The following is a 26,643-nucleotide window of genomic DNA, read 5'->3' on the forward strand; positions in this document are numbered from 1 at the left end:
AAAATCAGACGGTAGCGGTACTACCGCCTGACAACTATTTAAAATTAATAAACCTACTTTATCCTACTATTCTCTTACAATAAATTGAACAGAGCGGTGTTTGCCTTCTGATTTCAATACTAAGAAATAAGAACCCGTAGTCATTGTAGTTGGTAAATTCACTTCTTTTCTATTGCCGTTAAACGATCCTTTACCGACTACTTGTCCTAATACATTATAAATAAAGTAAGAGTTTTCATAATCTGTTTTAGAATCTAATACAATGTTTAACGTCTCTGTTTTGCGAACTGGGTTTGGATAAACTTGCAATTGTTCTGCCGATTCAAATCCTAACTCGATTGGACAAGTCGTAAGCTTAGTTCCATTTTTCAAAGTAAGAACCGCATAATAGCTTGCAGTAGGATCTAACTTCATACCATATTCATTTCCTGCAGAATATGCTTGTTGTGTACCAATCAATTCGTCATTTTTATACCATTCAAATTTCACAAAGTTATACCCTCCGTTTGTTGTTGGATCATTGTTCACCAATAATACATTTTCGTATTTCTGATAAATTACATTCTCCGTAGTTAAACGTTTATCGATAATTACAGTATAAATTTTGCTCTTCGTACCATCCTCGGAAATCACTTCAATTTCCTGTTTATGTAAACCATAGGTAGGAACATCAACTACAATACGCTTCCCTGGTTTTACTGTTGTACCTGTTGGCACAATCACATCTAATGTTACCTTATTTGTGCTTGTAGTACAATCTAAAACAACATAGGTTTCCTCTTGTATTTTGCCATAAGAAACACCATCTACAATTAATTCTGATATTTCTGTTCCATTACTCTTAATGATTAGTTTTCTTGACACAGGCATAGCAGGTAGATAATTTGCATTCCCATCTTGATACGCTGTAATAGTTGCAATACCTACTTGTAAAGGCGTTACTAATCCTGAAGGTGTCAACGTCAATATTGGTTCATCTTCAAAAGTTACTTCATAGCGAATTGGCAATCTAGAACTTGCTCTAGCTTCTAATTGGAATGAAGTTGTTTCGTCTAGAATTACAACACTCAACTCATCGAAAGTAATTACTTGTTCTGCTTTCACGATAGTCAATAGCGCTACAAGTTCTTTCGTTTCAAAATTTGGACCATAATCAATAATTGCTTTTACGCTGTAAACACCTACTTCTGTTTGGTTATTATTGACATAAGTTACTGTTGCATTTGGTGATAAATCTCCAGTAATAGCTAAACTTTTCACCGTACCATCATAAGTAAATGTTTTAGAAGGTAGTGTGACATTCCCCACTTGATTTCTAACAATTTCAAATGTTGAAGGAGTGAATGAATCAATATAGTAATTTGTTCTTGCTGCAAGTGTGCCTTGATTGATCGCATAAATTCCTACAGCCTCACCCGCTACTCTACCTAAATTTCCTCCGATTGCATTCACATTTCTATCATTAAACTGCAATCCTTGAAGCGTATAAGTGAAGATTGGATCTGCAGCTCCAAATATTTTGCGTTGATTGGCATCAACAATAACATTTAATGGTGCTGGTTTAATCTCAAACGTACTTGCTGCATCCACAACAAACACATAGTTATTGTGAAGTGAAGTTAATGTACCTAAAGTATAACGATATAAACGTACATTCTCTCCTTCTACTCTTCCTAATAAACCACTAATCACAGCCGTTGTATCCGTAAATTTAAATCCAGTTGCTGTATAGTTTAATACTGAATCATCTTGTCCGTAAATTTTATGTTGACCGCTTACAGGCAGAATCATCAAATTAGCTGGCGTAATTGTCAAACTACCTAATTCAAATTGTAATTCATAGTTTGTTGTCGTTGCAATAGTACCTTGTTGATACGTATATACTCCTACATTCTCTCCTGACTGACGTGTTAATGCTCCTGTAATAACAGCATTCGTATCACCGTTAGCTAATCCTTCTACTTGGTAATTCAAAGCAGGATCAGCCTCTCCATACACTTTCGTTTGATCTGTATACGTAATTTTCAACTCGGCAGGTGTAATTGTAAACATATCTCCTGTAAAAGCAATCGTATAGTTTGTAGAGTTTAAAGTACCTTGTGTAATTGCATACGTACCTATATTCTCTCCTACTTCTCTTACTAAAGTACCTAGTAATGACTGATTACCATCGTTAAATTTATATCCTTCTCCTACAAACGATAAGGTAGGATCAACTTGTCCGTATACTTTCGTCAATGAATTAGCTTTCACACGTAATGGTGCTGGCGTAATTGTAAACGTTGCAGGAGTAAAATCGAACGTATAATTAGCAGCTCTTAAACTACCAATATTGATTGCATACTCTCCAACATTTTCACCTACTACTCTAGTTAATCTTCCTGTTAATACACTTGCATCATCTGCTAATTTAAAACCAGTTACCGTATATGTCAAGGCTGGATCTGTTGGTCCATATACTTTTGTTTTGTCATGAGCAACAACAGTTAATACAGCAGCTGTTACATGTACCTTAACTTCTGTTCTTGCACTTTCACATCCATTAATAATGCGTTGGCTCACCCAATACGTTGTTGTTCCAATCGCATTTGTTAAAGGTGTTGGTGCAGTTGTAGTTCCTGTAGTTGCATCGCCTATATACCATACTAGCTCATCTCCTGTTGTCAATGAAGCCTCAAGAGCAACTGCAGAATCACCATACTGATAATAAATATCTGTTGTAGCAACAGTTGGTGCTGCCAATATATCTTCAACTACAACTTCTACTGCTGTTCTAACTTCGCTTTCACAGTTGTTTAATTTTTGTGAAGCATAATAAGTATTTCCATCTTGTAATGGTGTTGTACTTGCGTACACCGTTCCTCCTACAGGAGCGTTATACCATTTAACTGCGGTTCCTTCTACCGATAAACTAGCAATCGTTGGCTGATTAATTAAACAGAATTTTTGTTCTGCTGGAGCCACTGGAGCTGCAGTACGTGATAAATGAACGGTTACTGCTACTCTACCTGATTCACATCCTACTTGAGGGAAATGACTAGCTACATAATAAGTAGTACCATTAGTTAATACCGTTGTTTCTGGTAAAACTTCCGTTGCTGTTTCAGAAGCATACCATTTTCTTTCATAACGATTAGCAATTGTTACCACTAAATCTGCTAATGTCGTATCCTCACATAGTGATTGATTCGCAACTGCAACTGGAAGAATTGGTCTAATAATTTCTATTTGAACCGGTTGACGTTCAGAATGACAATCTCCAACAATTATTTCTACATAGTAAGTACCCGTTTGTGTAATTGACGTTATCGCCTCAGTACTAGCCAATGAACTATACCATTTAGTAGTTGCTCCTGTTCTTATTGTAACTGGAATATCAGCTACATTTACCGTTTCACAGAAAATAGTCTGATTCACTTCTAAACTACCGTAATTTACTACACTAACTGAGATTTCTTTCGTAAGCGTACATAAAGAAAACTCGTGTTTTGCAGTAACTGTATACACGATTGGATTCGTAACTTTCACATATATTGTTCCTTGTGAGTCTCCTGTATAAGGGGTAGTTCCCTCTGGGTTAGTATACAATCCAGTTAAAGGAGCCCAAGTAAATAAATTAGGATTTTTTACTCCAAATTTAATATTTGGTCTATTCTTAGAAACCCCACTTGTTCCAAAAGAGGTAACTGCATCTATACTAGGAATACCTGGTGCAGGTGTATTATCTATCGCCCCATAAACAACACTATCAAAAGTAGTAGCGGTATAACGATGAGTTGTACCTGCTCCATTTCCTCCATTTCCAGCATTGTGTACCGTTTCAATAATTAAATTACTTGTACCATCCCAAACAAATGGTGTCGTTAATGTAAAGGATACATAACCTGCAGCTGAAGGAGTAAAAGATTGACTATAAACCGTAGTCAACGTTGACGATGTTGCTAAATTAGCCACGATCATCGTTGTATTGGTTGTATGTCCCATACGAATCGTAAAATCTTTACATTCACGAGCAGAAAAAGCACCTAATTCAAACGCTAGACTTTGAATCTTACTTCCTACAGTTAATCCTTTCGCTATTAATTCTTCCTTCGTATACAATATTTGCGTTTTCACTCCACCATAAAAACCAGATAAAGGATTTGGATAAGATGTTGTTCCTGTACTCAATGTACCTGTTCCAAAAACAAGCCCTATATCTTCAGTTGTTCCTGCCACCATTGTCCCTATTGCGTCAGGACATACTTCTACATTATTTAACGCATCATTTATTTCAGCAATAGGGTTTACTATCACTTTTAGTGTTTTTCTAATTTTACAATTCCCATTCGATTGAGAAGCTGTTAAGACATACTCTGTGGTTTCCGTTGGTGAAAATGTCCACCCTGTAGTAGTATTTCCTGTTACACCTGTAGCTGGTAACCATTCATATGTATCGTAATTTGCTACTCCTTCAGTAATCGTTATCGTATTAGTTGTTTGAAGTTTACAAATCTCTACCTGATTCGTTGACAAGTTTAATGTTGGTGCTTCATTTACTGTAGCAATTACTTCTTTACGTACACCTGTACAACCTTTTTCATATTTTAAGTTATAAAAATAATAATAGCTTGATGTGGTTGATCCGCCCCATTCCGAAGACATTACGTTTAATATGTTATTTGGATCAAGATAAGGGAATCCAGAAACACCTGAATCTCTAATAATACCTCCTGAATAACTCTTAATTAATATTTTATAACCATTTCCTGGTGGTAATACCACATTTAATGGAATCACATTAGGTGTTGTTGTTCCTCCATTAGTAAGATTAATTACACCTGTTGCATAGAGTTCAACTCCAGTAGGACTTAACACTTTCACATTAATTGTAGCTCCATTGGTATTTGCAAACACATCTGTTGATAGTAAATTAATTTCTTCAACAGCGTTAAATATGATTCCCCAATTATCAAATCCTGATGCACCTGCACTAGCTTCAGGTCTTACTTTTCCTGAAGCACCTTCAACAAGGTCTTCTCCAGTAGCAGCAACCCAAAAAGAAGTGGTTTGAGAAACTTCAGGAGTAACAAATGTACTGCCTGTTCCTAAAACAGTCGTACTTGTTTGCGTTTCATACCATTTAATTATACCACTATTGTATACTGCTTGTAATGTTGTTTGTCCGACACCACAAATAGTTCCACCTGTGCTTGATGTCATCAAAGGAGGTAAACATTTTGTTTTAAACACTTTTCCTACCGTCCATAAACTTCTATCACTTCCTACACATACAGATCGAACATAAATCTTATATTCTGTTTCTGGTACTAAACCATTTACAGTAGCAGTTAAAACACCTGCTGCAGTAGTCCCTGTAGCTACGCGTCCTGTTACTTCACCTGGATTACCCGATGTACGTACTTCATATTCATATCCATTAGCTGGAGCTTGTTCTGGTATTCCCCATGTAAAAGTAACACTTTCATGACTCAATGTCAGTGCATTAACCGTTATTGTTTCTGGTACAAAACAAGTTGGTGTAGTGCTAAGTTCAATATCACCTACATAAAGTATATTTTTATTCGCGTCTGAATAGGCCTGAAAACCAATATAAAATACCCCACTTGTAGCTGGTGTAAAGTCAATTACTTTCTCTACTGTTTCACTATTAGTACCTGTTGTTACAGTGAATAATTCTACAGTCATGGCTGTATTCACAGCTGAATTACCATAACTTACACGTAATTTTTCAACCCAAGCTGAATCTGCATATTTAAATTTCAAACGGTAACTCTGACCCGCCACTAAATTAATTCCTTGTGTAAAAAACCAATCATTTGCTACGTTAGTACCATGGAATGGGTATCCCATTACCTTCGTCCCCACAAAACGAGAACCAGATGGTTTAGCATATGATCTCCATGTTCTATCATCCGTATTTAAATCCTGAACCGTTAAACAGAAAGGAACATCCGGTGCAGTTACATAATTAATGTCCATTACGTAAGGTAGATTTGCAATGCCACATTCTGTTCTAAAATCAAGTACTTCTGTCCACGCACTAGAATCTGTCCCTGAACACACCGCTTTCACATAAAATTTATAAGCCGTGTTCGCTGCCAATCCGTTTACCGTTGCTGTTACCACACCGGCAGCAGTTGTTCCACTTTGTACCAATCCAGCAGTATCTCCTGGATTACCCGTAGTACGAACCTCATAGGCGTACCCATTCGCGGGTAAATTAGTAGAAGGCGTCCATCTGAAAACAGCACTATTTTCTGTCACACTTGTAAGAGCAGTCTCTGCAGGTTCTGCACAACTAGGAGATAAATTCACTTTAACATCTCCTAAAAACCAAGATCCCTTATTCGCATCAGAATAAGACTGAAAACCAATATAATATACCCCACTTGTTGCGGGTGTAAAATCAATAAATCTACTAACTGTTGCATTTGTTGTTCCCGTTTCAACTGTTAGCAATTCATTCGTCATCGCTGTGTTAACTGCTAATGAACCATAACTTACTCTCAATTTTTCAACTTGTCCAGCATCTCTATATTTAAATAGGATGCGATATCGCTGACCTGCAACTAAATTTAATCCTTGTGTAAAAAACCAATCATTGGCTTCGTTCGTAGCATGCATATTGTATTTCATTACATTCGCATCTACAAATCCTGATGAAGAAGGTTTACTCGAAGCTGTCCAAGTTCTCCCGTCATTGTTTACATCTTGTACACTAACACAACTTGGCACAACAGAAGAGGATGCCATCGTCATTACATATGGAATATCTACCGCTCCGCATAGGGTTTTGAAGTTAATCATAGCCCAAGGCGAATTAAAATCATCGTCACAACTTGTTTTGATATAGAAATAATATTGTGTGTCAGGTGTCAGAGCAGTCAAATCTACTTGTTCTTCCGCATTCGATACAGAACCAAAACTAACTCTTCCTGTTGCAGTCCCTACATTTGTATTCGTACGCAACTCATACTCTTGTGATAGAATACTAACTGAATTATTCACCCAGTTTACCGTAGCAGTAGTTGAAGTAAGTCCAGAAACAACTAAATTCGTCGGTTTTTGACATGGATTCAAAGCACCTATTAGCTGTAATTGAGGAACTGTACTTGTTCTAGTTTTATTCGAATTTGCTCCTAAGTTTGTTGTATTAATTACCGTACCATCTTGATAGGCATATAATCCCTGATTTGGAGCATTATAGCTTCTAAATGCAGGAAAATTACTAGTAAATCCAACCTTCTTATCAATTACTGTAACAAAAAAGTTATCTGTTCCATTATAAGGAAATGGAGTAGTTAATACGATTTCCATCCATTGTCCATCAACAGGAGTAATCGTTCCGCTGTAGACTAATGTTCCTGTATTTAAATCAATCCAATCGGAACTACCAGTAAAACTTGTTTTACTAGTGTGACCAATATAAACATCCCATTGGTTCCACAAATTACTATTGGCTGAATTTGTTGTAACAAACCATCTTATTTTGGTAATATCCCCTGTTGCCCCTCCATCATTGGCATATTCTGATTTCAGTACAATTTGTTGACTGATACTGTAATCCCAATTCGTATTGATGGGCATAAAATTATTAGTTGATGTACCGGAGCCAATTTGGATCTGGGAGAACATCGATAACGAAAAGCTGAGTAAGAACAGCCACGTTAAGAGTAATTTCTGCTTCATAAATTAATAGAGTAAATAATGATTAATAATTGATTTAATTGTTTCTTGTTTTTGAAGCGATAAAGTGTCTATACAAAAACTTAAGCAAAATATAACATTCTGTTAAAAAAACATTATCTTTGGGGTGGACAATAGGGTGGACAAAAGGGTGGACATATAAAAATTTAACTATATTCCCTATTCCTTCCGCAAAAAAGAGTATTTATGAAAAAAATAATATACTTTCTTATTATATTATGCTTGTATTCTTGTAGCAATACGAGAGAAAACACCTCTATCCATATCAATCAATTGCTTACCGAATTACACAAAGTAGAAGATGTAATTAAGCTTGAGGAGATTGTCCACACCCAATCATCTGGTGAACATCCACTAAATAAGGATATTCTCAACATCATTTCAAAAGTTAAAAAAGCGCAAATTAAAGCAGAAGAACTAGGTGCTTTTAACGAACAGACAACCCTTTTGTTGAAGGAAGTAGAAGTACAAATAAAAAATCTAAATTTTCCGAATCTAACCCATTGGTTTAATACCCAAATTGGCTTTTACTATTATACGTATAATCACTACATAGAAGCAGCTAATTACTATAGTGAGGTGGCCTACGTCTTGGATCATCATCCAGAAGAAATAACGATTCAACCAACAGATATCTATCGAAAGATTGGTTACTTCTATGGCACTATCGGAAAATACAAACAAGGAATTACTTATCTAACCAAAGCACTTCAATTCACCTCTAAAGACAACATCAATTATACAAGTCTTTTAAATGCTATAGGCAATTTTGCTATTAAAGACAAGCAAGAAGCTTTAGCTTATCCTTATTTAATACAAGCTAAAAACCTAGCGGAAAGTCAAGGAGATTTTTTGCGTTATGCCAAAATACTAGGTGATTTAGCTGTAATAGAAAACAATAAACAAAATTGGGAAAAAGCGATTAGTTATCTAGAAGAAGATATTGCACTTTCCAAAAAAGTAGATGACAAAAAGAATACCATGTTCGCTTTATTATCGCTTGCCCAAGTGTATTGGGATAAAAACGATGTTGAAAACACAAAAAAAACAGCATTAGAAGCTTTTTCTTATACACAAACCTTAAACTATGTCAAAGGTTTTGAATACGACATCATGAAATTGCTTTTGGAGGTTTCAATTGCAGAAAAAGATGAAAAACGCGAACTGCTTTACAGAAGAAACCTTACTACACTTAATGAGTATATTAGTGAAACAGAAGGGCAAAAAGCTATTGATCAAATCAATTGGGACGCCGAGATAGAACTCATCAACCTGCAGTTGGAATCACAGCGTTATCACTATGAAAAAATCAACTACCAACGCTTGCTTTTTATTTCTTTATCTTTTTCCCTTGTCTGTGTCTTGATATTTGTATATAAAGTATATCGCAAACAATTATCTAAACAGGCATCTATGTATGAATCAAATATTCAAAAGATTGAGCAAGAAATGGCTGAATCAGAAAAAAGATGGCAGGATACCAATCACTCATTAGATTCCTATAAAGAATACTTAGCTGAAAAGACCAAACAAATCAACATTCTAGAGGTTGAATTAAATAAAATTAAAGATTCCACGAGTGTAAAGTCACAAGCAGAACGAATGAAACTGGAACAAACCATTTCTTCTCACTTGATGACGGATGAAAGTTGGTTGGTCTTTAAAAAAACCTTTCAAACAGAACAACCCGAATATTATGCAAATTTAATGAAGGCATTTCCAGATTTAACGGATTCAAATTTACGTGTTATTTTACTACAGCGTTTAAATTTGACCAATCAGGAAACGGCTAATATTTTAGGAATTACCATAGATGCGGTAAAAAAGACGAAACAGCGTTTAAAGAAAAAGTACAGTGATACCTACCAACAATTGTTCGATTGATGCAATAAAAAAAGGTTTAGCCTAAAACTAAACCTTTTAAAAGGGTAAATTATCTAAATCGACATTTCCTCCAGATAAAATAATTCCTACTTTTTTGCCTTCAAACAAAGGGCGTTCTTTAATCAAAACAGCCAAAGCTACGGCACTACTAGGCTCTACAATTATTTTCATACGCTGCCAAATTAATCGCATGGCGCTGATAATTTCATTTTCGCGAACGCGAATAATTGCTTTTACTCCTTCTTGAATAATTGGGAAATTAACATCTCCCAATTGAGTACGCAAACCATCTGCAATGGTATCAACCGATAGATTAGACTCAATTTTACCACTTTCTAAAGAGCGAAAGGCATCATCTACTTCGTAGGGTTCTCCTGCATAGACTTCAATTCCTTGCTTTCCAAAAGCTTGAGCAGCCAAAATTGTTCCTGCCAAGAGACCTCCACCACCAACTGGAACTATTAATGCATCTAAATCAGGTTCTGTTTCTAACAACTCCTTAGCAGTCGTGCTGTTTCCAATAATTACGTTGATTTCATTCGAAGGATGAATAAATGTCGCCCCTGTTTCTTCAATCACTTGATTACACACCCGTTCTCTAGACTCCATCGTCGGTGCACATTCAACAATTTCTCCACCATACATCACCACAGCATCTTTTTTCACATTCGGTGCGTTAAAGGGCATAACAATATAACATTTCACTCCAAACGTACGAGCTGCTAAAGCAAGTGCTTGCGCAAAATTCCCAGACGAATGTGTCACTACTCCTTTTTCTTTTTGCTCTGTAGTTAAATGCAATATTGCATTCGTTGCCCCTCTCATTTTAAAAGCCCCAGCGCGTTGAAAGTTTTCGCATTTAAAATACAAATCACTTCCTAAAAAATTCTCTATATGCCCAGATTCCATAATGGGTGTATGATGAACATAAGGCTTAATTTTTTCGTAACACGTATTGATTTTCTCTTTCATAAAGAATTACATTAGATAAAAAACTCCCAAACCTCATCAGTTTGGGAGCCTATTTTTTATTACTTCACGTCCATTAATTCTACGTCAAATACTAGAATTGCATTTGGAGGAATAACTCCACCTGCACCTCTTTCTCCGTATCCTAAGTAAGGAGGAATAACAAAACGCGCTTTATCTCCCACTTTTAACAAAGCAATACCTTCGTCCCATCCTTCAATTACATGTCCCATTCCCAAAGGAAACTCGATTGGTTTTTTGCGTTTGTATGAGTTGTCAAACTCCATTCCATTATCTAGCGCTCCTTTATAGTGAACCGCTACTGTTTTTCCTTTTTCAGCTTGTTTACCTGATCCATTTACAATCATTTGGTAACGCAATCCGCTTTCTGTACGTTCAAAACCAGCAGCTACTTTTTCTAAAGCTTCTTCTGCCGCTTTTTTCTGCTCAACAATTCTTTTTTCTCTTGCTCCTTCAAACGTTCTAAACGCTTCTACTGCATTCCATTTTTGCGCTACTTCACCTTCTCTTACAATTTCAATAGACTCAAGTAAATCATCTTGTGCAATGGCGTCAACAACATCTTGTCCTTTAACAACGTGACCAAAAACAGTGTGTTTCCCGTCTAACCATGGTGTAGCTACGTGGGTGATAAAGAATTGAGATCCATTTGTGCCTGGTCCTGCGTTTGCCATAGACAATACTCCTGGTCCGTCGTGTTTCAAGCTAGCATCGAATTCATCATCAAATGTGTAACCTGGTCCACCTGATCCAATTCCTTGAGGACATCCACCTTGAATCATAAAATCGGGTATAACTCTATGAAACTTTAATCCATCATAGTAAGGTTTTCCTTGTGGACGTGCTGAATTTTCTAATTTCCCTTCTGCTAATGCAACAAAGTTACCTACCGTTCCAGGTGTTTTATCTTCAGTTAGTTTAACTAAAATTTCGCCTTTTGACGTATTAAATTTTGCGTAAATACCGTTTTCCATTCTTCTTATGTTATTAATTTTTACTATTCTTTTTATTGGTACGCAGGTATATTACGAGTGACAAAAAGGCCAAAGCCATGCCACCTACACAGACACCTACCCATCCAAAATACTTCCACAAATATAAACCAAAAGCCGAGCCAAAAGCAGTTCCGAGAAAACTAAATGACATATAGACAGTATTCAGTCGATTGCGTGCTTCAGGCAACAAGGAATAAATACGCGTTTGATTGGATACGTGAATCGTCTGTAATCCCAAATCAATCAGGACTATTCCGATAATAATTCCTACAATAGAAGTGGCAGATAGTGCAAAAATAACAAAACTCAAAAATGTCATACTTATGCCATATAAAATTAATTTTTGAGCCCCACCTGCTCCTCCAATTTTCCCAACTAATGGGGCAGCAAAAGCGCCACAAGCGCCAATCAATCCAAAAGAACCAATTAAAGCACTATCATAACCAAAGGGCTGATTGTGCAACAATAAAACCATTGTCGTCCAAAAAGCACCAAATTGGGCAAACGCCAAACTCGTAATCCAAGTAGCTTCTCGGAGCACAGGTTGTTCTTTAATTAAGACAAAAAGCGAACGATATAAACTGGAAATTGTTCCTTGATAGGTAGGTTTATTAACAGGAAGTCTGAATTGAATTAACACAACAAGTAGCACACAAATAGCAGTTGCAATCCAAAACATGCCTCTCCACCCTAGCCATATGCCAACAAAACCACTTAAAGTACGAGAAAATAAAATTCCAATTAACAAACCACTCACCACTGTTCCAATTACTTTTCCTCTCTGTTCTTCCCCCGCCAAACTAGCTGCCATGGGCAGAACCAACTGAGGGATAATGGAAGTCGCTCCCAACATAAAACTAATGACTTGTAGCCAAAAGAAATTCGTCACACTTGCCGTTAACCCCAAAGCAATAATCGCACAAATAGTCGTTATAGTGATTTGTTTTTTTCGCTCCAATCGATCACCCAAAGGAATCATCAAAAACATGCCTATTGCATACCCCGCTTGAGTGAGGTATGTCAATGTCCCTGCCGAAGCTTCAGACACGCCAAACTCATCGGCAATCAAGGGGATTAGGGGTTGACAATAATATAAATTAGCAACAATTAACCCTGTAACTGCAGCCATAAACAATACATTTGCTCTAGATAAACTCATGAATACAAAAGTAAACATCTCCTTTATTTCCATCCAAATAAAGAAATGATTTCTACAAGAAATAAATGATAAACCACATTCGTCTGGAGTAAAAAATTCACCTTGATCTTGGATTGATCCAGAGATAAGCATTGGATTGTACAAAATAGGATTGTACCTTTGTACAAATTTAGAACCCATGCGTATAGACATCATTTCTGTTGTTCCCGAATTAATTGAAAGTCCTTTTCAAGCTTCTATTTTAAAACGAGCAATTGCCAAAGGACTAGTAGAAGTACACTTCCACAATTTACGTGATTACAGTACCAATAAGCACAAAAATGTGGACGATTATCAATTTGGAGGTGGCGCTGGAATGGTTATGAGCATTGAACCAATTGATCGCTGTATCAGTAAATTAAAAGAAGAGCGCGAGTACGATGAGATTATTTATATGTCTCCCGATGGAGAGACCTTAAATCAATCCATGGCCAATAGTATGTCCTTGTTAAAAAATATCATCATTTTATGTGGGCATTACAAAGGAGTAGATCAACGTGTACGCGACCATTTTATTACGAAAGAAATTTCCATAGGTGATTACGTATTATCGGGTGGAGAACTAGGAGCTGTTATTCTATGTGATGCTCTAATTCGCTTAATCCCTGGAGTATTAAATGATGAAACTTCAGCTTTAACAGATAGTTTTCAAGATAATTTACTTGCTCCTCCTATTTATACTAGACCTTCTGAATACAAAGGATGGAAAGTTCCGGATGTGTTGCTAAGTGGTAATTTCGCTGCTATTGACAAATGGAGAGAGGACATGGCTTATGAACACACTAAAACAAGAAGACCCGATCTTTTAGAAGAAAAAAATAAATAAAACTAAGACTCTCATTTTGAATTAGTTTTGTCTCATTTTGGTAGTCAAAGCTTTTTTTGTGTTTCTCTCATTTAGTAATAAACAATATTCCAATTATTTAGCCCAAAAAATTAGGATTATTTTATTGGTTTTTCATATATTTGCACTCGCTTTAAACTAACCTCTGGCGAGGTCCGTGTATGTTGGTTTAAATTAATTAATTATTTTTTTCAGAAATGGCAGATTTAATGAAATTCGTTCAAGACGAATTAGTTGCAAAAAAAGACTTCCCAGCATTTAAAGCTGGAGACACAATCACTGTGTACTACGAAATTAAAGAGGGTGACAAAAAAAGAACACAGTTCTTTAAAGGAGTAGTTATCCAAAGAAGAGGTTCAGGTGCTACTGAGACTTTTACTATCCGTAAAATGTCTGGTAACGTTGGTGTAGAGCGTATCTTCCCAATCAATATGCCTGCTTTAGAAAAAATCGAATTAAATCAAAGAGGTAAAGTTCGTAGAGCTCGTATTTTCTACTTCAGAGAACTTACTGGTAAAAAAGCAAAAATCAAAGAAAGAAGAGGATAATCTTAATTCTGAGACGAATAAAAAAGGGAAAGTACAATGTACTTTCCCTTTTTTATTTACTACTTCTATTTCATTATTTACACCTCTTGTATTTCATCATAAACCTCAATATCGTTTTCATTCACCCTTTTTTTTAATTAAAAAATAAAATAATCCATATAAAATTTCTTTTTTTTTATTTTTTTTTAAATATTTTCATTACTTATTTATGTTATATTTTTCTTAATTTTAAAACAGGATTCCCTTAAAGAAGAATTATACACCAACCCAACTAAAATCAAAGTAATGAATATAAAACCACTGCTCACAGGATTGCTTTTTGTATGTTGTTCACTCTTAGTGTTCCCATTCAATAAAGCTTCCTATTTTTTTTATCACCAAACCTTTGAATTACCTTCAATACAAACAACAACTCCCTCTTTCGATCTAAATGAGGTAACAGTTGAAAACCCGATGTTCTGTGGACCTACCACTGTTACAGCCATTCGACTTCGGTCCAATTGTAGTGGACAACCAAAATGGTATGCCTCACCAACAAGCACAACTGAAATATCGACAATCAATCAATCAGGAACGTACTACGTAGAATTTATTAACGGAGATTGTAAAGTAGAACGGCATGCTATAGAAATAGTTATTCTAACTCCGATTCCTCCAAGTACAAATGAGAGGCAAACAGTATGTCAAGCATCCACCTTATCGTCTATACCAATCGCTACAGAAATTGGCTATGTGCCCCGTTGGTATTCTACAGCAACCTCAACAACACCTTTAGCAGCCAATACACTAGTAGTTAGTGGAACTACTTATTACACCTCTAGTTATCACTTGATCACTGGATGTGAATCAACAAGGATTCCCATAACTGTTACCACAATAAATACAGCAGCTCCAACTGCTGAAGCGGAGCAATACTTTTGTTCTGGAAGTCGTTCGACAATTTCAGACTTAGAAGTAACAGGAAGTTCAATCAAATGGTATAACACACCGCAAGATAACACGCCTTTAGCAACGTCAACCTTACTACTTAACAATAAAACTTATTATGCATCCCAAACCGTTCAAAACTGCGAAAGTACAACAAGAACAGCTGTAACCGTTCGACTAGAAAGTATTCCTATACCAAATGTTGATAGTAATTTAATTTCATTTACCTATGGAGATTCTTCTACGCCTTTCAATATTGGAATAGAAGCCAATAATGTATTAGTATGGTATACAAGTCATACAGGAGGTCAAGGGACTACCACTACTCCAATAATTCCAACTAATGCTGTTCAAACTTTTTCGTATTGGGTAAGTCAGAGAAGCCCTAACGGTTGTGAAAGCGAGCGTTTAGCTCTAAAAGTACAAGTAAAACCTGCTAAATTAACAATCATTCCTGATGCACTAACGAAAGTATATGGAGAAGCTGACCCTGTTTTAACCTATACAATTACAGGATTTATTAACCCAGAAGATATAGTTCCTCTTCGTGGAAGTCTTTATCGTTTACCTGGTGAAAACGTAGGCCTGTATGATATTACATTAGGATCACTTACCCCAGTGCCTAATTATATTTTTGATCTTGTACCCACCAAGTTTAGTATAACACCAGCTCCTTTAATCATAACAGTAGATGCACAAACAAAAATTTATGGAGATAGAGAACCGCAATACAGTTATACTGCCGAAGGTTTTAAATTTTCTGATACAATAAGTTCTTTAACAGGAAATATTACAAGAGAACTAGGGGAAGACGTAGGTATATATCGATTTTTACAAGGTAGTTTACGCAATTCCAATTATACTATTATTTTTATCGACAATACCTTAACTATTGTACGTAGTGATTTGTATATCAAGTTAAATGCTGCTAACGTATTTTATGGTATAAATGCAAAAAATTATGGTTTTGATGATCCACCATTTAGTTACCAAGTTAATGGACTAAAAAATGGTGATACTAGCGCTATAATTACAGGTCAATTATTACGTGATCCAGGTGAAAATGTAGGGTTTTATGCTATTCATCAAAATGATTTAACTGTTAACTCTAACAACTATATCGTTCATTTTATTACGACTAACTTCGAGATTGCTCCAGCACAGTTAGACCTTTATCCAACTCCTGGTCAATGGAAAACTTATGGACAACCTTTTCCAATTATAACCTATGACTCAATTGTGGGATTCAAATTTGATGATACTATTGATTTAATTCGCGAAGTAGTACTAGGTACAATAGGTGGAGAAGATGTTGGATTTTATTATTACCGCGTGGTTTCTTTTTCGATGTCCTCTCCAAACTATTCCTTGAACATTATAGGAGATCAATTTGAAATTAAACCCGCTCCTCTTGCCATCATAGCTAATCCTAATCACTACAAATACTATGGTAGTGCAGACCCTATTCTATCATTCATAGGCGTGGGGCTTCAGTTTAATGACACAAACTTCCAAGCTACACGAGGTCGTTTAGGTAGAGAAGAGGGAGAAGACCTTGGTTTCTACCCCATTACTATCGGTACCTTAATTGGGGGACCAAACTATTACCTGACAGACTTTACTTCCGCAGATTTTGAAATTAGAAAGGCAGAATTTGAAGGGATAGAAGATATTCAATTCTTACCTCGAACTTTCGTCTATGACGGAACAATCAAAAGTTTAGCTGTAACGGGAAGTATTCCTCCCAATGCGGTGATTACCTATATCAATAACGATCAGACAGAAGTTGGTGTTTACACCGTAAAAGCCATTATCAATTTTGGTCCAAATTATGAAATACTCGAATTAGAAGCTGAACTGACAATCGTAAAAGCCTCACAGACCATTGATTTTGAAGAACTAGATATTATCTACATTGAAGATACCCCTTCTTTACAATTAAATGCTACTGCTAGTTCGGGTCTTCCTGTTCGCTATGAAATAACTTATAGCAGTACATCGAATATTATAACAATGACAGAAACAGGATTAATCACGCCTTTACGAGTAGGAACAGTAAAAATAACCGCTTATCAAGATGGAAATGAAAACTATCAACCTGCAACACCTGTAACGAGAACGCTAATTATCAAAAGTAACGCTACAGACGTCTTGGATTTACTTGTTGATGGTGTTTCCTATGGCAGAATACAGAAAGAAACCTATATTCTGTTAGATTGTGATCCAAATAAAAACACAGTGTCGTTAGAAGTTCTTGTTAATGAGGGAATGACGGTAAAACCAAGTAATCACGTTCTAGTAGATGTCAGCAAGTATGGTATCCACAAACAAGAGTTTGAGGTATTTTCAGAAGATGGTACAAAAAGTACGAAGTACTATGTTTACCTCGATAAGCGCTTTCCTACGAAAAACATTGTTTATCAGAAATACGAAAACGTATTATTAGTAAATAACAATTCCAATACAAATGGAGGATATAAATTCATCAAATATGAATGGTATAAAAACAATAAATTAATTGGCACACAGCAAGCTTATTCTGCTGGGTATGAATACGGTATGAAATTAGATCCATCCTCAATCTATCATGCGGTATTAACCTTGGCAAACGGGACTAAAGTCACCACATGTCCAATTGAAATCATTTTAAATAAAAAACAAAAATTAACCGTTCATCCAAATCCTGTATCGAAAAATCAAACATTACAAGTGCATTTTGACGATGAGATAACCTATGACAATAGCTATACCATTTACAATGTAATTGGTCAACTGATCCATCAGGGTGTATTTACTGAAGAGAAAAAAGAAATAAATCTTCCCGATACTATTGCTTCTGGATCTTATTTCTTAATATTGAAATCAGAAGGCAAACACCAATCCGTTCAGTTCATTGTAAAAGAATAATAAAAAACAACTTCAATAATGGTCAGGCGGTAGTACCGCTACCGTCTGATTTTTTTAAAACGAATTTTATGAGAAAAGTTATATATGCATTAAGTCTGTTTGGACTGTGTTTCATTACTCAAAAGGCAACCGCTCAGTTCAGTCCTTATTACTATAATAAACACGAAGTAGGTGTTAGTGTTCAAGGAGGGTATTTGGGGCTCCAAAATAGCATGCCTTACGGTATGAAATCTGATGGAGGAACGTCGCTTGGGGTTGGACTTCATTATGATTACCATTTATCACGCAAATTTAGCGTTGGAATTGGGGGTGTTTATACCATGAGTAACGCCAAATATCAAGCGAGTCGCTTAGAAGGAAGTACCCCTGCAACGGATTGGGAAGGAGAGAAATTTATCTTCAAATACAGAGCTAGTTCAGCCAATGAGAAAGTAATGTTGAATCAAGTGAATATTCCGCTTACAGTGGCTTATACGATGGACAATAATCTGTATTTCAGAACGGGGGTTCAATTCGGTTTAAGTATGACAAGCGAAGTCGAAACAACATTTAACCAACTGGAGACAGAAGGTTATTTCCCTCAATATGAAGTAACCTTGCCCTTTCCTGAATATAGTGCATTCGGTTCTTTTGGAACGCAAAAAGAAAAAAGAGATATTGATGTCAATACAAGAATCGCTTGGGTAGGAGAAGTAGGATACAAGTATGAATTAGCCGAAAGACAAAATTTGTACTTCGGATTGTACTTTGATTTGGGATTAAATGATATCAAAAAGTCGGATAAGGCTGCAAATACGGCATCTTTAGTTTGGTACAAACCCATACCTGAAGAAAGTAGAGCAGAAGTAGTAAAGAATGCAGCTTACCACAATGAAGCGTACAAATTAAAATCCTACGCTATCGGTATTAAAGTAAAATATGGTTTTGGTCTATAAAATAACCAAAGTGTTGATTTAATATCAAAATGCACTTCGTCTGAGGTGTAAAGCATCAAATTATTAAAAAAAGGGGACCTAAATAGTCCCCTTTTTTACTTTAAATTACTTTTCTATTATCATACGAACGCGTATCAATCAATTTATAGTAAGGATCAATTCCCACTTCTGTTGGTTTCTCATCTACAATAATCGTAAACTCATTCTCAATTTGCGTTACTTTTACTTTTTGTAAATACAATGTCTTTTCTTTGCTTTTGCCTTCTTTATCCTTGGTAAAAATTCCAATTTCAACATAATCCGCCAAAGGCAATGATTCTATTTTCAGCTTTTTATCCCCTGTAAATACAAGTGGCGTTTGTCCTTGCTCTGCATATAGTTTCTCTCCCTTATCTCCCGCTCTATATTTGCTCACATAAGCTTTGATCTTTACCTCATACTTACCGTTATCTAACGGCTTCACTTCTACTTTATCTACATAATTATCATATAGTGTAATGGTTTCAAACATATCTTTCACCATATAGCGCAAAGAATCAGGAGTAGCTTGTTTAATGTCATTCACCAATTCAGCAGAAATCGTATAAGGAGCTTCTTGAAAGGCAACTTTTTTTACATACTCCTTTAATACTCCATTCAAAACAACATCTCCTAAATAATCACTCATGGTATAGAAAACCAACGATCCTTTATTGTAATGGATGTACTGTTGATTTTCATTATACATTAATGGCTTTTCTTTTTTATCTTCATGAGCACGTCCCCCTAAATAGCCATCCAAGGCTTCTTTTAGAAAACGTTGCATTTGTCCTTTGCCATATTCTTTTTCTAAAACCTTTAATGAACTATATTCAGACAAACTTTCAGATAACATAGTCGCTCCTTGTACGTTTGCACCAATCACCTGATGGGCCCACCATTGATGCGCTACTTCGTGCGCCGTTACTGAAAAAGGATAATCTACTGCATCTTCGTCCGTATCATCTACCTTCGCTACAAATCCAATGGTTTCTGAAAACGGAATGGTATTGGCAAACGACTGAGCAAAAGTTCCCATTGTTAAAGGAAATTCAATAATACGCACTTGTTTGTGTTGGTATGGACTAAAGGCCTTAGAATAATAATCTAGGGATTTTTTTACACCAGCCATCATGCGATCCAAGTTATACTCATGCCCTTTATGATAATAAATTTCAATATTAACATCGTTCCATTTATCGCGTTTTACTTCATAACGAGCGGAATTGTAAGCATAAAAATTCAACATTTTTTGATCCATTTTATAATGGAAGTAGCGGCGATTTCCTTCTGTCCACTCTTTTTGTAAATACCCTGGTGCAATCGCAATTTGATCTACTGAGGTACTCACCGTAGTGTCAAAGTGAATCCAATCCGCATCACTGCTAATATAAGTATTCTGTAAAGCGCGTTTATCCGTTTGTTCCGCCATGCGTTCTTTAGGTGCTAATCCGTATTTTTTGCGGATTTCATCATCCGTTAATTCACTTCGACTACTATAACCTAAAGAAGGAAAATAACTATTATTCAAAAATGTTCCGTTATTTAAAACAGGAGATTCCGAACGAATAAAACTATTGGGTTTATTCTCCACTACAAATTCCATTGTTCGCGTTTCACCAGTTTGCATCGGTTGATCAAAACGATAAAAGCTAAAACCTTGAATACTATCCGTAGACAGTAGCGTTGCTCCATCCACCACAATCTTATTATTCAAATCTTGATAAAAAGCAACCAATAAAGTATCAATAGCTTGATTCGATTTATTTTCAATCACATAAGTTCCTCTGGCTTGAAAATCATTTCTTTCAGGATACAAATCAAGGTCAACCTTTACATCTACAATGCGAGGTTGTGCCATCCACTCATACTTTTTGTATTTTTTTTCATACTCTACTTGCAACAACTCTGTTTCTTTAGATGAGCGAAACACGTGTAAAACTGTATTTTCGTAGTATAAGTAAGCTCCTAAACTCACAAAAGCAACGAAGAAAAGTACTGTTGGTACGACAACTACAGCCTTTGATCGTTTCTTCGCATCGTAAAAACGTTCTTTCAATCCACTAAATACACCTCTTCTCCAAAACAATAAAGTCAAGCCACTCAATCCTGCCACAAACAAACTCCAATACAATACATACGTAATAAACTTACCAAAATCTGCACTTGAACCGAAGCCATTCATATCTGAATACGAAGGAGTTGGTATAGAGTTAAAAAAGAAAATAGGTTGTTCAATTCCAATTTTACTAATAGCTGGCCATCCCATTTGAAGCACAAGTAAAACGAAGAATCCAACAATATAATTTTTAAAGAACGTTTGAACAGCAATCGCCATCAACGCCCAAATAATAAATTCAATCCAATCAAATCCGATTAAGCTTTGTAAGTACAAACCTATTTCGAACTGATAAAATCCATTATAGGCTTGAATTCCCATACTTGTCACCATAATAACCAAAAGCAACAACAATTGCAATCCGATTAGGGCGAAAAATTTAGATACAAACAACACCCAATTCGGAACAGCTGTTGAATCTACGAGTAAATGCATACGCGTATTTTCTCCACGGTGCACCAATAATCCAGCCCCTAAAAAAGTAATCATCAAGATAAAGAAATGGAAAGTGGCCCCGGGAATCATCAACATTTGTCTAGTCAATGGATAAGTTGCAGTCCCATACATCGTCATGGCAAAACTGGCGACTAAGATCATAAACAATAACCCAACGCCAATTAAGATTAAGAATACGCGGTTACGAGCTAAGAACTTAAAATCAACCTTTGCAAAGGCAAATACATTGCTCCAATTTGTTTTTAAGGAATAATCATAGTGAACCTTAGGTAATTCAATTTTGAAAATTCCACCAAAATTATTTTTCACTACTCGATCTCCTTTGATCTGTTTCTTCCATGAGAAAGTAGCAGGCTGTTGTGAGAACTTAAATACTTTACCCAAAATACCAAGTGATAATAAACTAATACCCAACCAAATTAATCGGTTTAAAATATAGTATTTCTCTAGTGGTAAATTATTGGCATTCAATTCATCTACACTCCAATAACGGGTATAATAACTTAGCGCCTGTCCTCCATAAGGATCCAACAAAGCACCTAATTCTCTATAATTCACATCTGCAGCAATACTATTAATCATGCCCTGCAGAATCATAATGATGATGATTGTGATAAATCCGCTGTAAATACTACGCGTTAACGTTACTACAGCAAAAACAATCACTCCAATAAACAACATATTGGGAATTAAATTAATCAGATACACTTGTACATAGTTCCACAACACATTGGGACCCAATAATTCTGGTGTTGCCCAAGGAACAAGTGTTGCTAAAAATGCCCCTATTCCCATCATGATACTGATTAAAAGAGTAACTAAAAAGGAGCTACTAAATTTACCCAATAGATATTGCCATTTGGAAAAAGGATACGAATATAAAATATGATGCACCTCGTATTTGTAATCCCTGTAGATTGCCATTCCGATAATAGAAGGGAACAAGAAATACAACAACATATTGAATGAATCCAACATCACATTTAGCAAATAAGCAGAGTTCATGTGCAACAAAGAAGTTGATGTACTTTTCACAGCGTCAAAAACACCAATGGTTGACATCATGGACAAGAAGCTTATCACAAAAAAAATCGCTAGATATAAGTAAAACACCCAGCTCTTAAACCAACGTTTAAGTTCAAAAGAAAAAACTGTTTTAAACATCCCTTAATCGTTTTTTAGTGCCACAAAATAAACATCTTCCAAGGTTGGCTTTACCAATTCAAAACCGTCATTCACTAGAGAATCCTCTGCATATACACGAATTTTCAAACGATTTTCTTGGTTGTATTTTCCTGAAAGTATGTTCAATTGATTGTATTGATCGATCTCTTCTCTGTTGATTTCCTTTAACCAAATACGTCCCGTTAATTTTTGTTCGGCTTCTTTAGGCGTGCTTCGCTCCAATAGATGTCCTCCATTCAGAATAGCCATTTCGTGACACAATTCATTCACATCATCCACAATATGCGTGGAGAATATTACAATATTATTGGTTCCTATTTCTCTCAAAACATTTAAGAAGCGATGGCGTTCTGCGGGATCCAATCCAGCGGTAGGTTCATCTACAATAATTAATTTAGGATCATTCAACAACAATTGAGCAATACCAAAGCGTTGTTTCATTCCTCCTGAATATCCACTTACACTTTTGCGTCTTACTTCATATAAATTGGTTACTTCTAAAACGCGGCTCACGATTTCACGACGTTCCGTTGCATTGGAAATTCCTTTCAAACGCGCAAAATAATCCAATAAATCTACAGCAGACATATTTGGATACACCCCAAAATCTTGTGGCAAGTACCCCAATACTTTTCGAAATTCATTCTGTTGTTCTAAAACATTAATATCGCCAAATCGAATATTCCCTGTATCAGGCTTTTGCAATGTAGCTATTGTACGCATCAAAGAAGATTTTCCCGCTCCATTCGGTCCTAGTAAGCCAAACATTCCTGGTCCGATTTCTATTGACAAATCATCTAATGCTTTTACCCCGTTTTTATAGGTTTTACTTAAATTTTCAATAACTAATTTCATAGTAGTAATTTTTGGTTTACCCTATAAGTATCATCCTTTACTCTTTTGTTACACAACTCAATAAGATATTCTTTTTTTTTAGGTTCCAACTGTTTCATCGCTGTGTAATCCGTTGCTTCTTTTTGTGATTTAGTTGGATTAAAATTTTAATTTTGCCCCCATATTCAAATGCTCTATGACGAATCCATTCTTGTCTGTTTCTGCTTTAAAGAACATCAATATCAAAAATGAAATTCTTGCTGGTTTAACTGTAGCGATGACGATGATTCCAGAATCTTTGTCTTTTGCTATTCTGGCAGGATTAACTCCTTTAACAGGACTATATGCTGCCTTTTTAATGGGAATTATCACCGCCATTTTCGGAGGAAGACCTGGCATGGTTTCTGGGGGTGCTGGAGCAACCGTCGTCGTATTAATAGCGCTCGCTTCTCTCCATGGAGTAGAGTATTTATTCGCTGCTGTAATACTAGCAGGAATCCTACAGTTTATCGTTGGAGCTGGTAAGTTAGGTCGATTTGTACGACTCATTCCTCAACCTGTGATGTATGGCTTTTTAAACGGCTTAGCCGTTATTATTTTCATGGCTCAGGTTGCTCAATTTAAAACTTCAACTGCTGATACCGCGTCTTGGTTAACAGGATCAGCACTTTATCTTATGTTGGGGCTAACTGCCTTAACAATTGGTATTGTTTGGGGATTTCCTAAACTAACCAAGAAAATTCCCGCTTCTCTCGTGGCCATTATTACTCTGACACTCTTAGTCTTCTTTTTTCAAATAGACACCAAAAAAGTAGTTGACATTGCGACAGTAAGTGGTTCTCTTCCTAGCTTTCATCTACCTTTAGTTCCTTTTACTTGGGAAACATTGAAAATTATACTTCCTTTCTCTCTGGTTATGGCAGGTGTAGGCTTAATAGAATCCCTTTTAACCCTCAATATAGTAGATGAAATAACCAACACCAAAGGCAACAGCAACAAAGAGGCCATGGCCCAAGGGGGAGCGAATATCGTCAATGGTTTTTTTGGCGGTATGGGGGGCTGTGCTATGATTGCACAGACTTTAGTCAATATAGGAGCTGGAGCTAGAACAAGAATTGCAGCTATTATTGGCGCTTTAACTATTCTTTTTATTATTCTTATTGGAGGACCTATCATCGAACAAATCCCAATGGCAGCTCTTGTAGGAGTAATGATGGTCGTAGCGATCTCTACCTTTGAATGGGTTTCTTTTCGCCTGATTACCCAAATGCCCAAAACTGATATTTTTACGCTTTTCCTCGTAACTGCCATCATTATATTTTCTCACAACTTAGCCTTAGCGGTATTGGTCGGTGTAATCGTATCTGCCTTAATCTTTGCCTGGGACAATGCCAAACGCATTCGCGCTAGAAAATCATACGATAAAGAAGGAAACAAAGTCTACGAAATTTATGGCCCTTTATTTTTTGGAAGTACAACCTCCTTTGCAGAAAAGTTTATTCCTCAAGAAGATCCAACTAAAATTATTATCGACTTCAAAGAATCTCATATCGCCGATATGTCAGCTATTGAAATTCTCAAAAAAGTAATTGCAAAATACCAAGAGTTAAACAAAGAAGTCGTGTTGCGCAACCTTCGCGCGGACAGCCTTCGATTACTCGAAAACAGTAAATCTTTTCAACATATAGCGATTGAAAGCGATAAAAATCAAGAGGATTTGCCTTACTAATTCACTTAACAAAAAGACCTTTTTTTAGTTAAACGCAAAGAAAATATTTCCTCAATCAAAGAATAAAAACAAATACTATATTTATTTAACAAAAACAACAACTATAAATTCATTTATTAGTTTTTTTTCTATACATTTGTTTAGCAAATTATTAGAATACCTAAAAATCAAGTACTTATTTGTACTTTTTTCGATATCAAAAGAAAAAGTCCGACTAGTTTTAGACTATACGACTTCTTTCTGATACCCCCTTAATCTGAAAGAAAAAAGGCTGTTTTACATCAAAACAGCCTTTTTCATTATATAAACCAACTAGATATAATTGATCTCATTCTTTGGTTCACTCTCATCGAGAAACCCTTGCTGACGCATCCAATCATCACTGTATATCTTACTCATATAACGCGATCCATGATCTGGGAATAACATCACCACAACGCTATTTTCATCAAACATTCCTTGTTCAGCGTATAAACGTGTAGCCTGTAATACAGCTCCAGAGGTATAGCCTAAGAATAGCCCTTCTGTACGAGCGAGCTCTCTTGCCACCAAAGCAGCATCTTTATCAGTTACTTTAACAAAATGATCAATAACCGAAAAATCTGTAGCGGAAGGAATTAAATTTTTTCCTAGTCCCTCAATTTTATATGGTGCAATTTCGTTGGGATCCAACTCCCCTGTTTCATGGTATTTCTTCAATACCGATCCATAAGCATCAACCCCTAAGATTTGAATTGCTGGATTCTTTTCCTTCAAATAGCGAGCCGTTCCTGAAATAGTTCCTCCTGTTCCTGAACAACAAACAAAATGCGTAATCTTTCCTTTCGTTTGTTCCCAAATCTCTGGTCCTGTAGACAAATAATGTGCCTCCGTATTTAATTCATTAAAATATTGATTGATATAAATTGACCCTGGTGTTTCTTGATGTACACGCTTTGCAACTTCATAGTATGACTTTGGGTCATCTGCTGCAACGTTAGCAGGGCAAACATATACCTTTGCTCCCATAGCGCGCAACATATCAATTTTATCTGGTGAGGACTTATCACTAACAGAAAGGATACATTTATACCCTTTAATTGCACTAATCATGGCAATACTAAATCCCGTATTCCCCGACGTAGTTTCAACAATAGTTCCTCCTGGTTTTAAAATTCCCTTTTTTTCTGCTGTTTCAATAATATGCAATGCAATTCTATCTTTTGCAGATTGTCCTGCATTAAAAGCTTCCACTTTTCCGTAAAAATGTCCTTTTAACGAAGCGGTTACTTTGTCCAATTTCACTAAAGGAGTATCCCCCACTAGGGAAATCACATTATCAACAGCTTGGATTTCTTCTTTCATCTTTTCTTTTATTTATATTG

Annotated in this window: 13 protein-coding genes; 6 read left to right on the forward strand and 7 right to left on the reverse strand. The window is 36.0% G+C overall.

The features are described from left to right. Positions 1 to 66: 66 nt before the first annotated feature. Positions 67 to 7,692 (reverse strand): MBG domain-containing protein, encoded by a 7,626-nt coding sequence (locus HX004_RS13065; protein WP_286443032.1) that lies wholly within the window; start codon positions 7,690 to 7,692, stop codon positions 67 to 69. Positions 7,693 to 7,896: 204 nt separating this feature from the next. Here HX004_RS13065 and HX004_RS13070 point away from each other — a divergent pair, with 204 nt between their 5' ends. Further along, positions 7,897 to 9,594 carry a tetratricopeptide repeat protein gene (locus tag HX004_RS13070; RefSeq protein ID WP_286443033.1) on the forward strand — a complete coding sequence of 566 codons (1,698 nt, stop codon included), beginning with the start codon at positions 7,897 to 7,899 and terminating at the stop codon, positions 9,592 to 9,594. Between the two features lie 36 nt (positions 9,595 to 9,630). On the opposite strand, the gene HX004_RS13075 is transcribed toward HX004_RS13070, so the two are convergent. The 3 genes from HX004_RS13075 to HX004_RS13085 are packed head-to-tail and all read right to left on the reverse strand — an operon-like array spanning position 9,631 to position 12,738. Continuing rightward, the gene (locus HX004_RS13075; protein WP_286443034.1) at positions 9,631 to 10,566 is read right to left on the reverse strand and encodes a pyridoxal-phosphate dependent enzyme; all 936 of its coding nucleotides are present in this window, start codon (positions 10,564 to 10,566) and stop codon (positions 9,631 to 9,633) included. Between the two features lie 59 nt (positions 10,567 to 10,625). Next, entirely contained in the window at positions 10,626 to 11,558 is a 933-nt protein-coding gene (locus HX004_RS13080; protein WP_286443035.1) for a peptidylprolyl isomerase, read from the reverse strand. A 13-nt stretch (positions 11,559 to 11,571) separates the two neighbouring features. Continuing rightward, entirely contained in the window at positions 11,572 to 12,738 is a 1,167-nt protein-coding gene (locus tag HX004_RS13085; protein ID WP_286443095.1) for an MFS transporter, read from the reverse strand. A gap of 178 nt (positions 12,739 to 12,916) precedes the next feature. Here HX004_RS13085 and trmD point away from each other — a divergent pair, with 178 nt between their 5' ends. The 4 genes from trmD (at position 12,917) to HX004_RS13105 (ending at position 18,938) form a co-directional block, all read left to right on the forward strand. Next, positions 12,917 to 13,603, forward strand: a complete 687-nt coding sequence (gene trmD, locus HX004_RS13090; protein WP_286443036.1) for a tRNA (guanosine(37)-N1)-methyltransferase TrmD — start codon at positions 12,917 to 12,919, stop codon at positions 13,601 to 13,603. Positions 13,604 to 13,818: 215 nt separating this feature from the next. Beyond that, entirely contained in the window at positions 13,819 to 14,169 is a 351-nt protein-coding gene (rplS, locus tag HX004_RS13095) for a 50S ribosomal protein L19 (RefSeq protein WP_002987216.1), read from the forward strand. A 285-nt stretch (positions 14,170 to 14,454) separates the two neighbouring features. Next, on the forward strand, positions 14,455 to 18,003 hold the full coding sequence (locus HX004_RS13100) for an MBG domain-containing protein (protein ID WP_286443037.1): 3,549 nt from the start codon (positions 14,455 to 14,457) through the stop codon (positions 18,001 to 18,003). Between the two features lie 68 nt (positions 18,004 to 18,071). Beyond that, a complete protein-coding gene (locus HX004_RS13105; RefSeq protein ID WP_286443038.1) occupies positions 18,072 to 18,938 on the forward strand; it encodes an outer membrane beta-barrel protein in 867 nt (288 codons plus the stop codon). 100 nt (positions 18,939 to 19,038) lie between these two features. Here HX004_RS13105 and HX004_RS13110 read toward each other — a convergent pair whose 3' ends face one another. Both HX004_RS13110 and HX004_RS13115 read right to left on the reverse strand, forming a co-directional pair. Continuing rightward, the gene (locus HX004_RS13110) at positions 19,039 to 22,695 is read right to left on the reverse strand and encodes an ABC transporter permease/M1 family aminopeptidase (protein ID WP_286443039.1); all 3,657 of its coding nucleotides are present in this window, start codon (positions 22,693 to 22,695) and stop codon (positions 19,039 to 19,041) included. Between the two features lie 3 nt (positions 22,696 to 22,698). Further along, the gene (locus HX004_RS13115; protein ID WP_286443041.1) at positions 22,699 to 23,571 is read right to left on the reverse strand and encodes an ABC transporter ATP-binding protein; all 873 of its coding nucleotides are present in this window, start codon (positions 23,569 to 23,571) and stop codon (positions 22,699 to 22,701) included. Between the two features lie 175 nt (positions 23,572 to 23,746). Here HX004_RS13115 and HX004_RS13120 point away from each other — a divergent pair, with 175 nt between their 5' ends. Continuing rightward, positions 23,747 to 25,279, forward strand: a complete 1,533-nt coding sequence (locus tag HX004_RS13120) for a SulP family inorganic anion transporter (RefSeq protein WP_286443042.1) — start codon at positions 23,747 to 23,749, stop codon at positions 25,277 to 25,279. 312 nt (positions 25,280 to 25,591) lie between these two features. On the opposite strand, the gene capA is transcribed toward HX004_RS13120, so the two are convergent. Then, a complete protein-coding gene (gene capA, locus HX004_RS13125; protein ID WP_286443043.1) occupies positions 25,592 to 26,623 on the reverse strand; it encodes a cysteate synthase in 1,032 nt (343 codons plus the stop codon). Positions 26,624 to 26,643: the final 20 nt, after the last annotated feature.

The sequence above is a fragment of the Myroides sp. 1354 genome, assembly GCF_030324495.1.
In the GTDB taxonomy this organism is placed as follows: domain Bacteria; phylum Bacteroidota; class Bacteroidia; order Flavobacteriales; family Flavobacteriaceae; genus Flavobacterium.

What these genes read in the sequence shown, in the direction of transcription:
- HX004_RS13065 (WP_286443032.1), bottom strand. Translation starts at nt 7,692, where the DNA reads ATGAAGCAGAAATTACTCTTAACGTGGCTGTTCTTACTCAGCTTTTCG.
- HX004_RS13085 (WP_286443095.1), bottom strand. Translation starts at nt 12,738, where the DNA reads ATGAGTTTATCTAGAGCAAATGTATTGTTTATGGCTGCAGTTACAGGG.
- HX004_RS13075 (WP_286443034.1), bottom strand. Translation starts at nt 10,566, where the DNA reads ATGAAAGAGAAAATCAATACGTGTTACGAAAAAATTAAGCCTTATGTT.
- HX004_RS13105 (WP_286443038.1), top strand. Translation starts at nt 18,072, where the DNA reads ATGAGAAAAGTTATATATGCATTAAGTCTGTTTGGACTGTGTTTCATT.
- HX004_RS13120 (WP_286443042.1), top strand. Translation starts at nt 23,747, where the DNA reads ATGACGAATCCATTCTTGTCTGTTTCTGCTTTAAAGAACATCAATATC.
- trmD (WP_286443036.1), top strand. Translation starts at nt 12,917, where the DNA reads ATGCGTATAGACATCATTTCTGTTGTTCCCGAATTAATTGAAAGTCCT.
- capA (WP_286443043.1), bottom strand. Translation starts at nt 26,623, where the DNA reads ATGAAAGAAGAAATCCAAGCTGTTGATAATGTGATTTCCCTAGTGGGG.
- HX004_RS13100 (WP_286443037.1), top strand. Translation starts at nt 14,455, where the DNA reads ATGAATATAAAACCACTGCTCACAGGATTGCTTTTTGTATGTTGTTCA.
- HX004_RS13110 (WP_286443039.1), bottom strand. Translation starts at nt 22,695, where the DNA reads ATGTTTAAAACAGTTTTTTCTTTTGAACTTAAACGTTGGTTTAAGAGC.
- HX004_RS13115 (WP_286443041.1), bottom strand. Translation starts at nt 23,571, where the DNA reads ATGAAATTAGTTATTGAAAATTTAAGTAAAACCTATAAAAACGGGGTA.
- HX004_RS13080 (WP_286443035.1), bottom strand. Translation starts at nt 11,558, where the DNA reads ATGGAAAACGGTATTTACGCAAAATTTAATACGTCAAAAGGCGAAATT.
- rplS (WP_002987216.1), top strand. Translation starts at nt 13,819, where the DNA reads ATGGCAGATTTAATGAAATTCGTTCAAGACGAATTAGTTGCAAAAAAA.
- HX004_RS13070 (WP_286443033.1), top strand. Translation starts at nt 7,897, where the DNA reads ATGAAAAAAATAATATACTTTCTTATTATATTATGCTTGTATTCTTGT.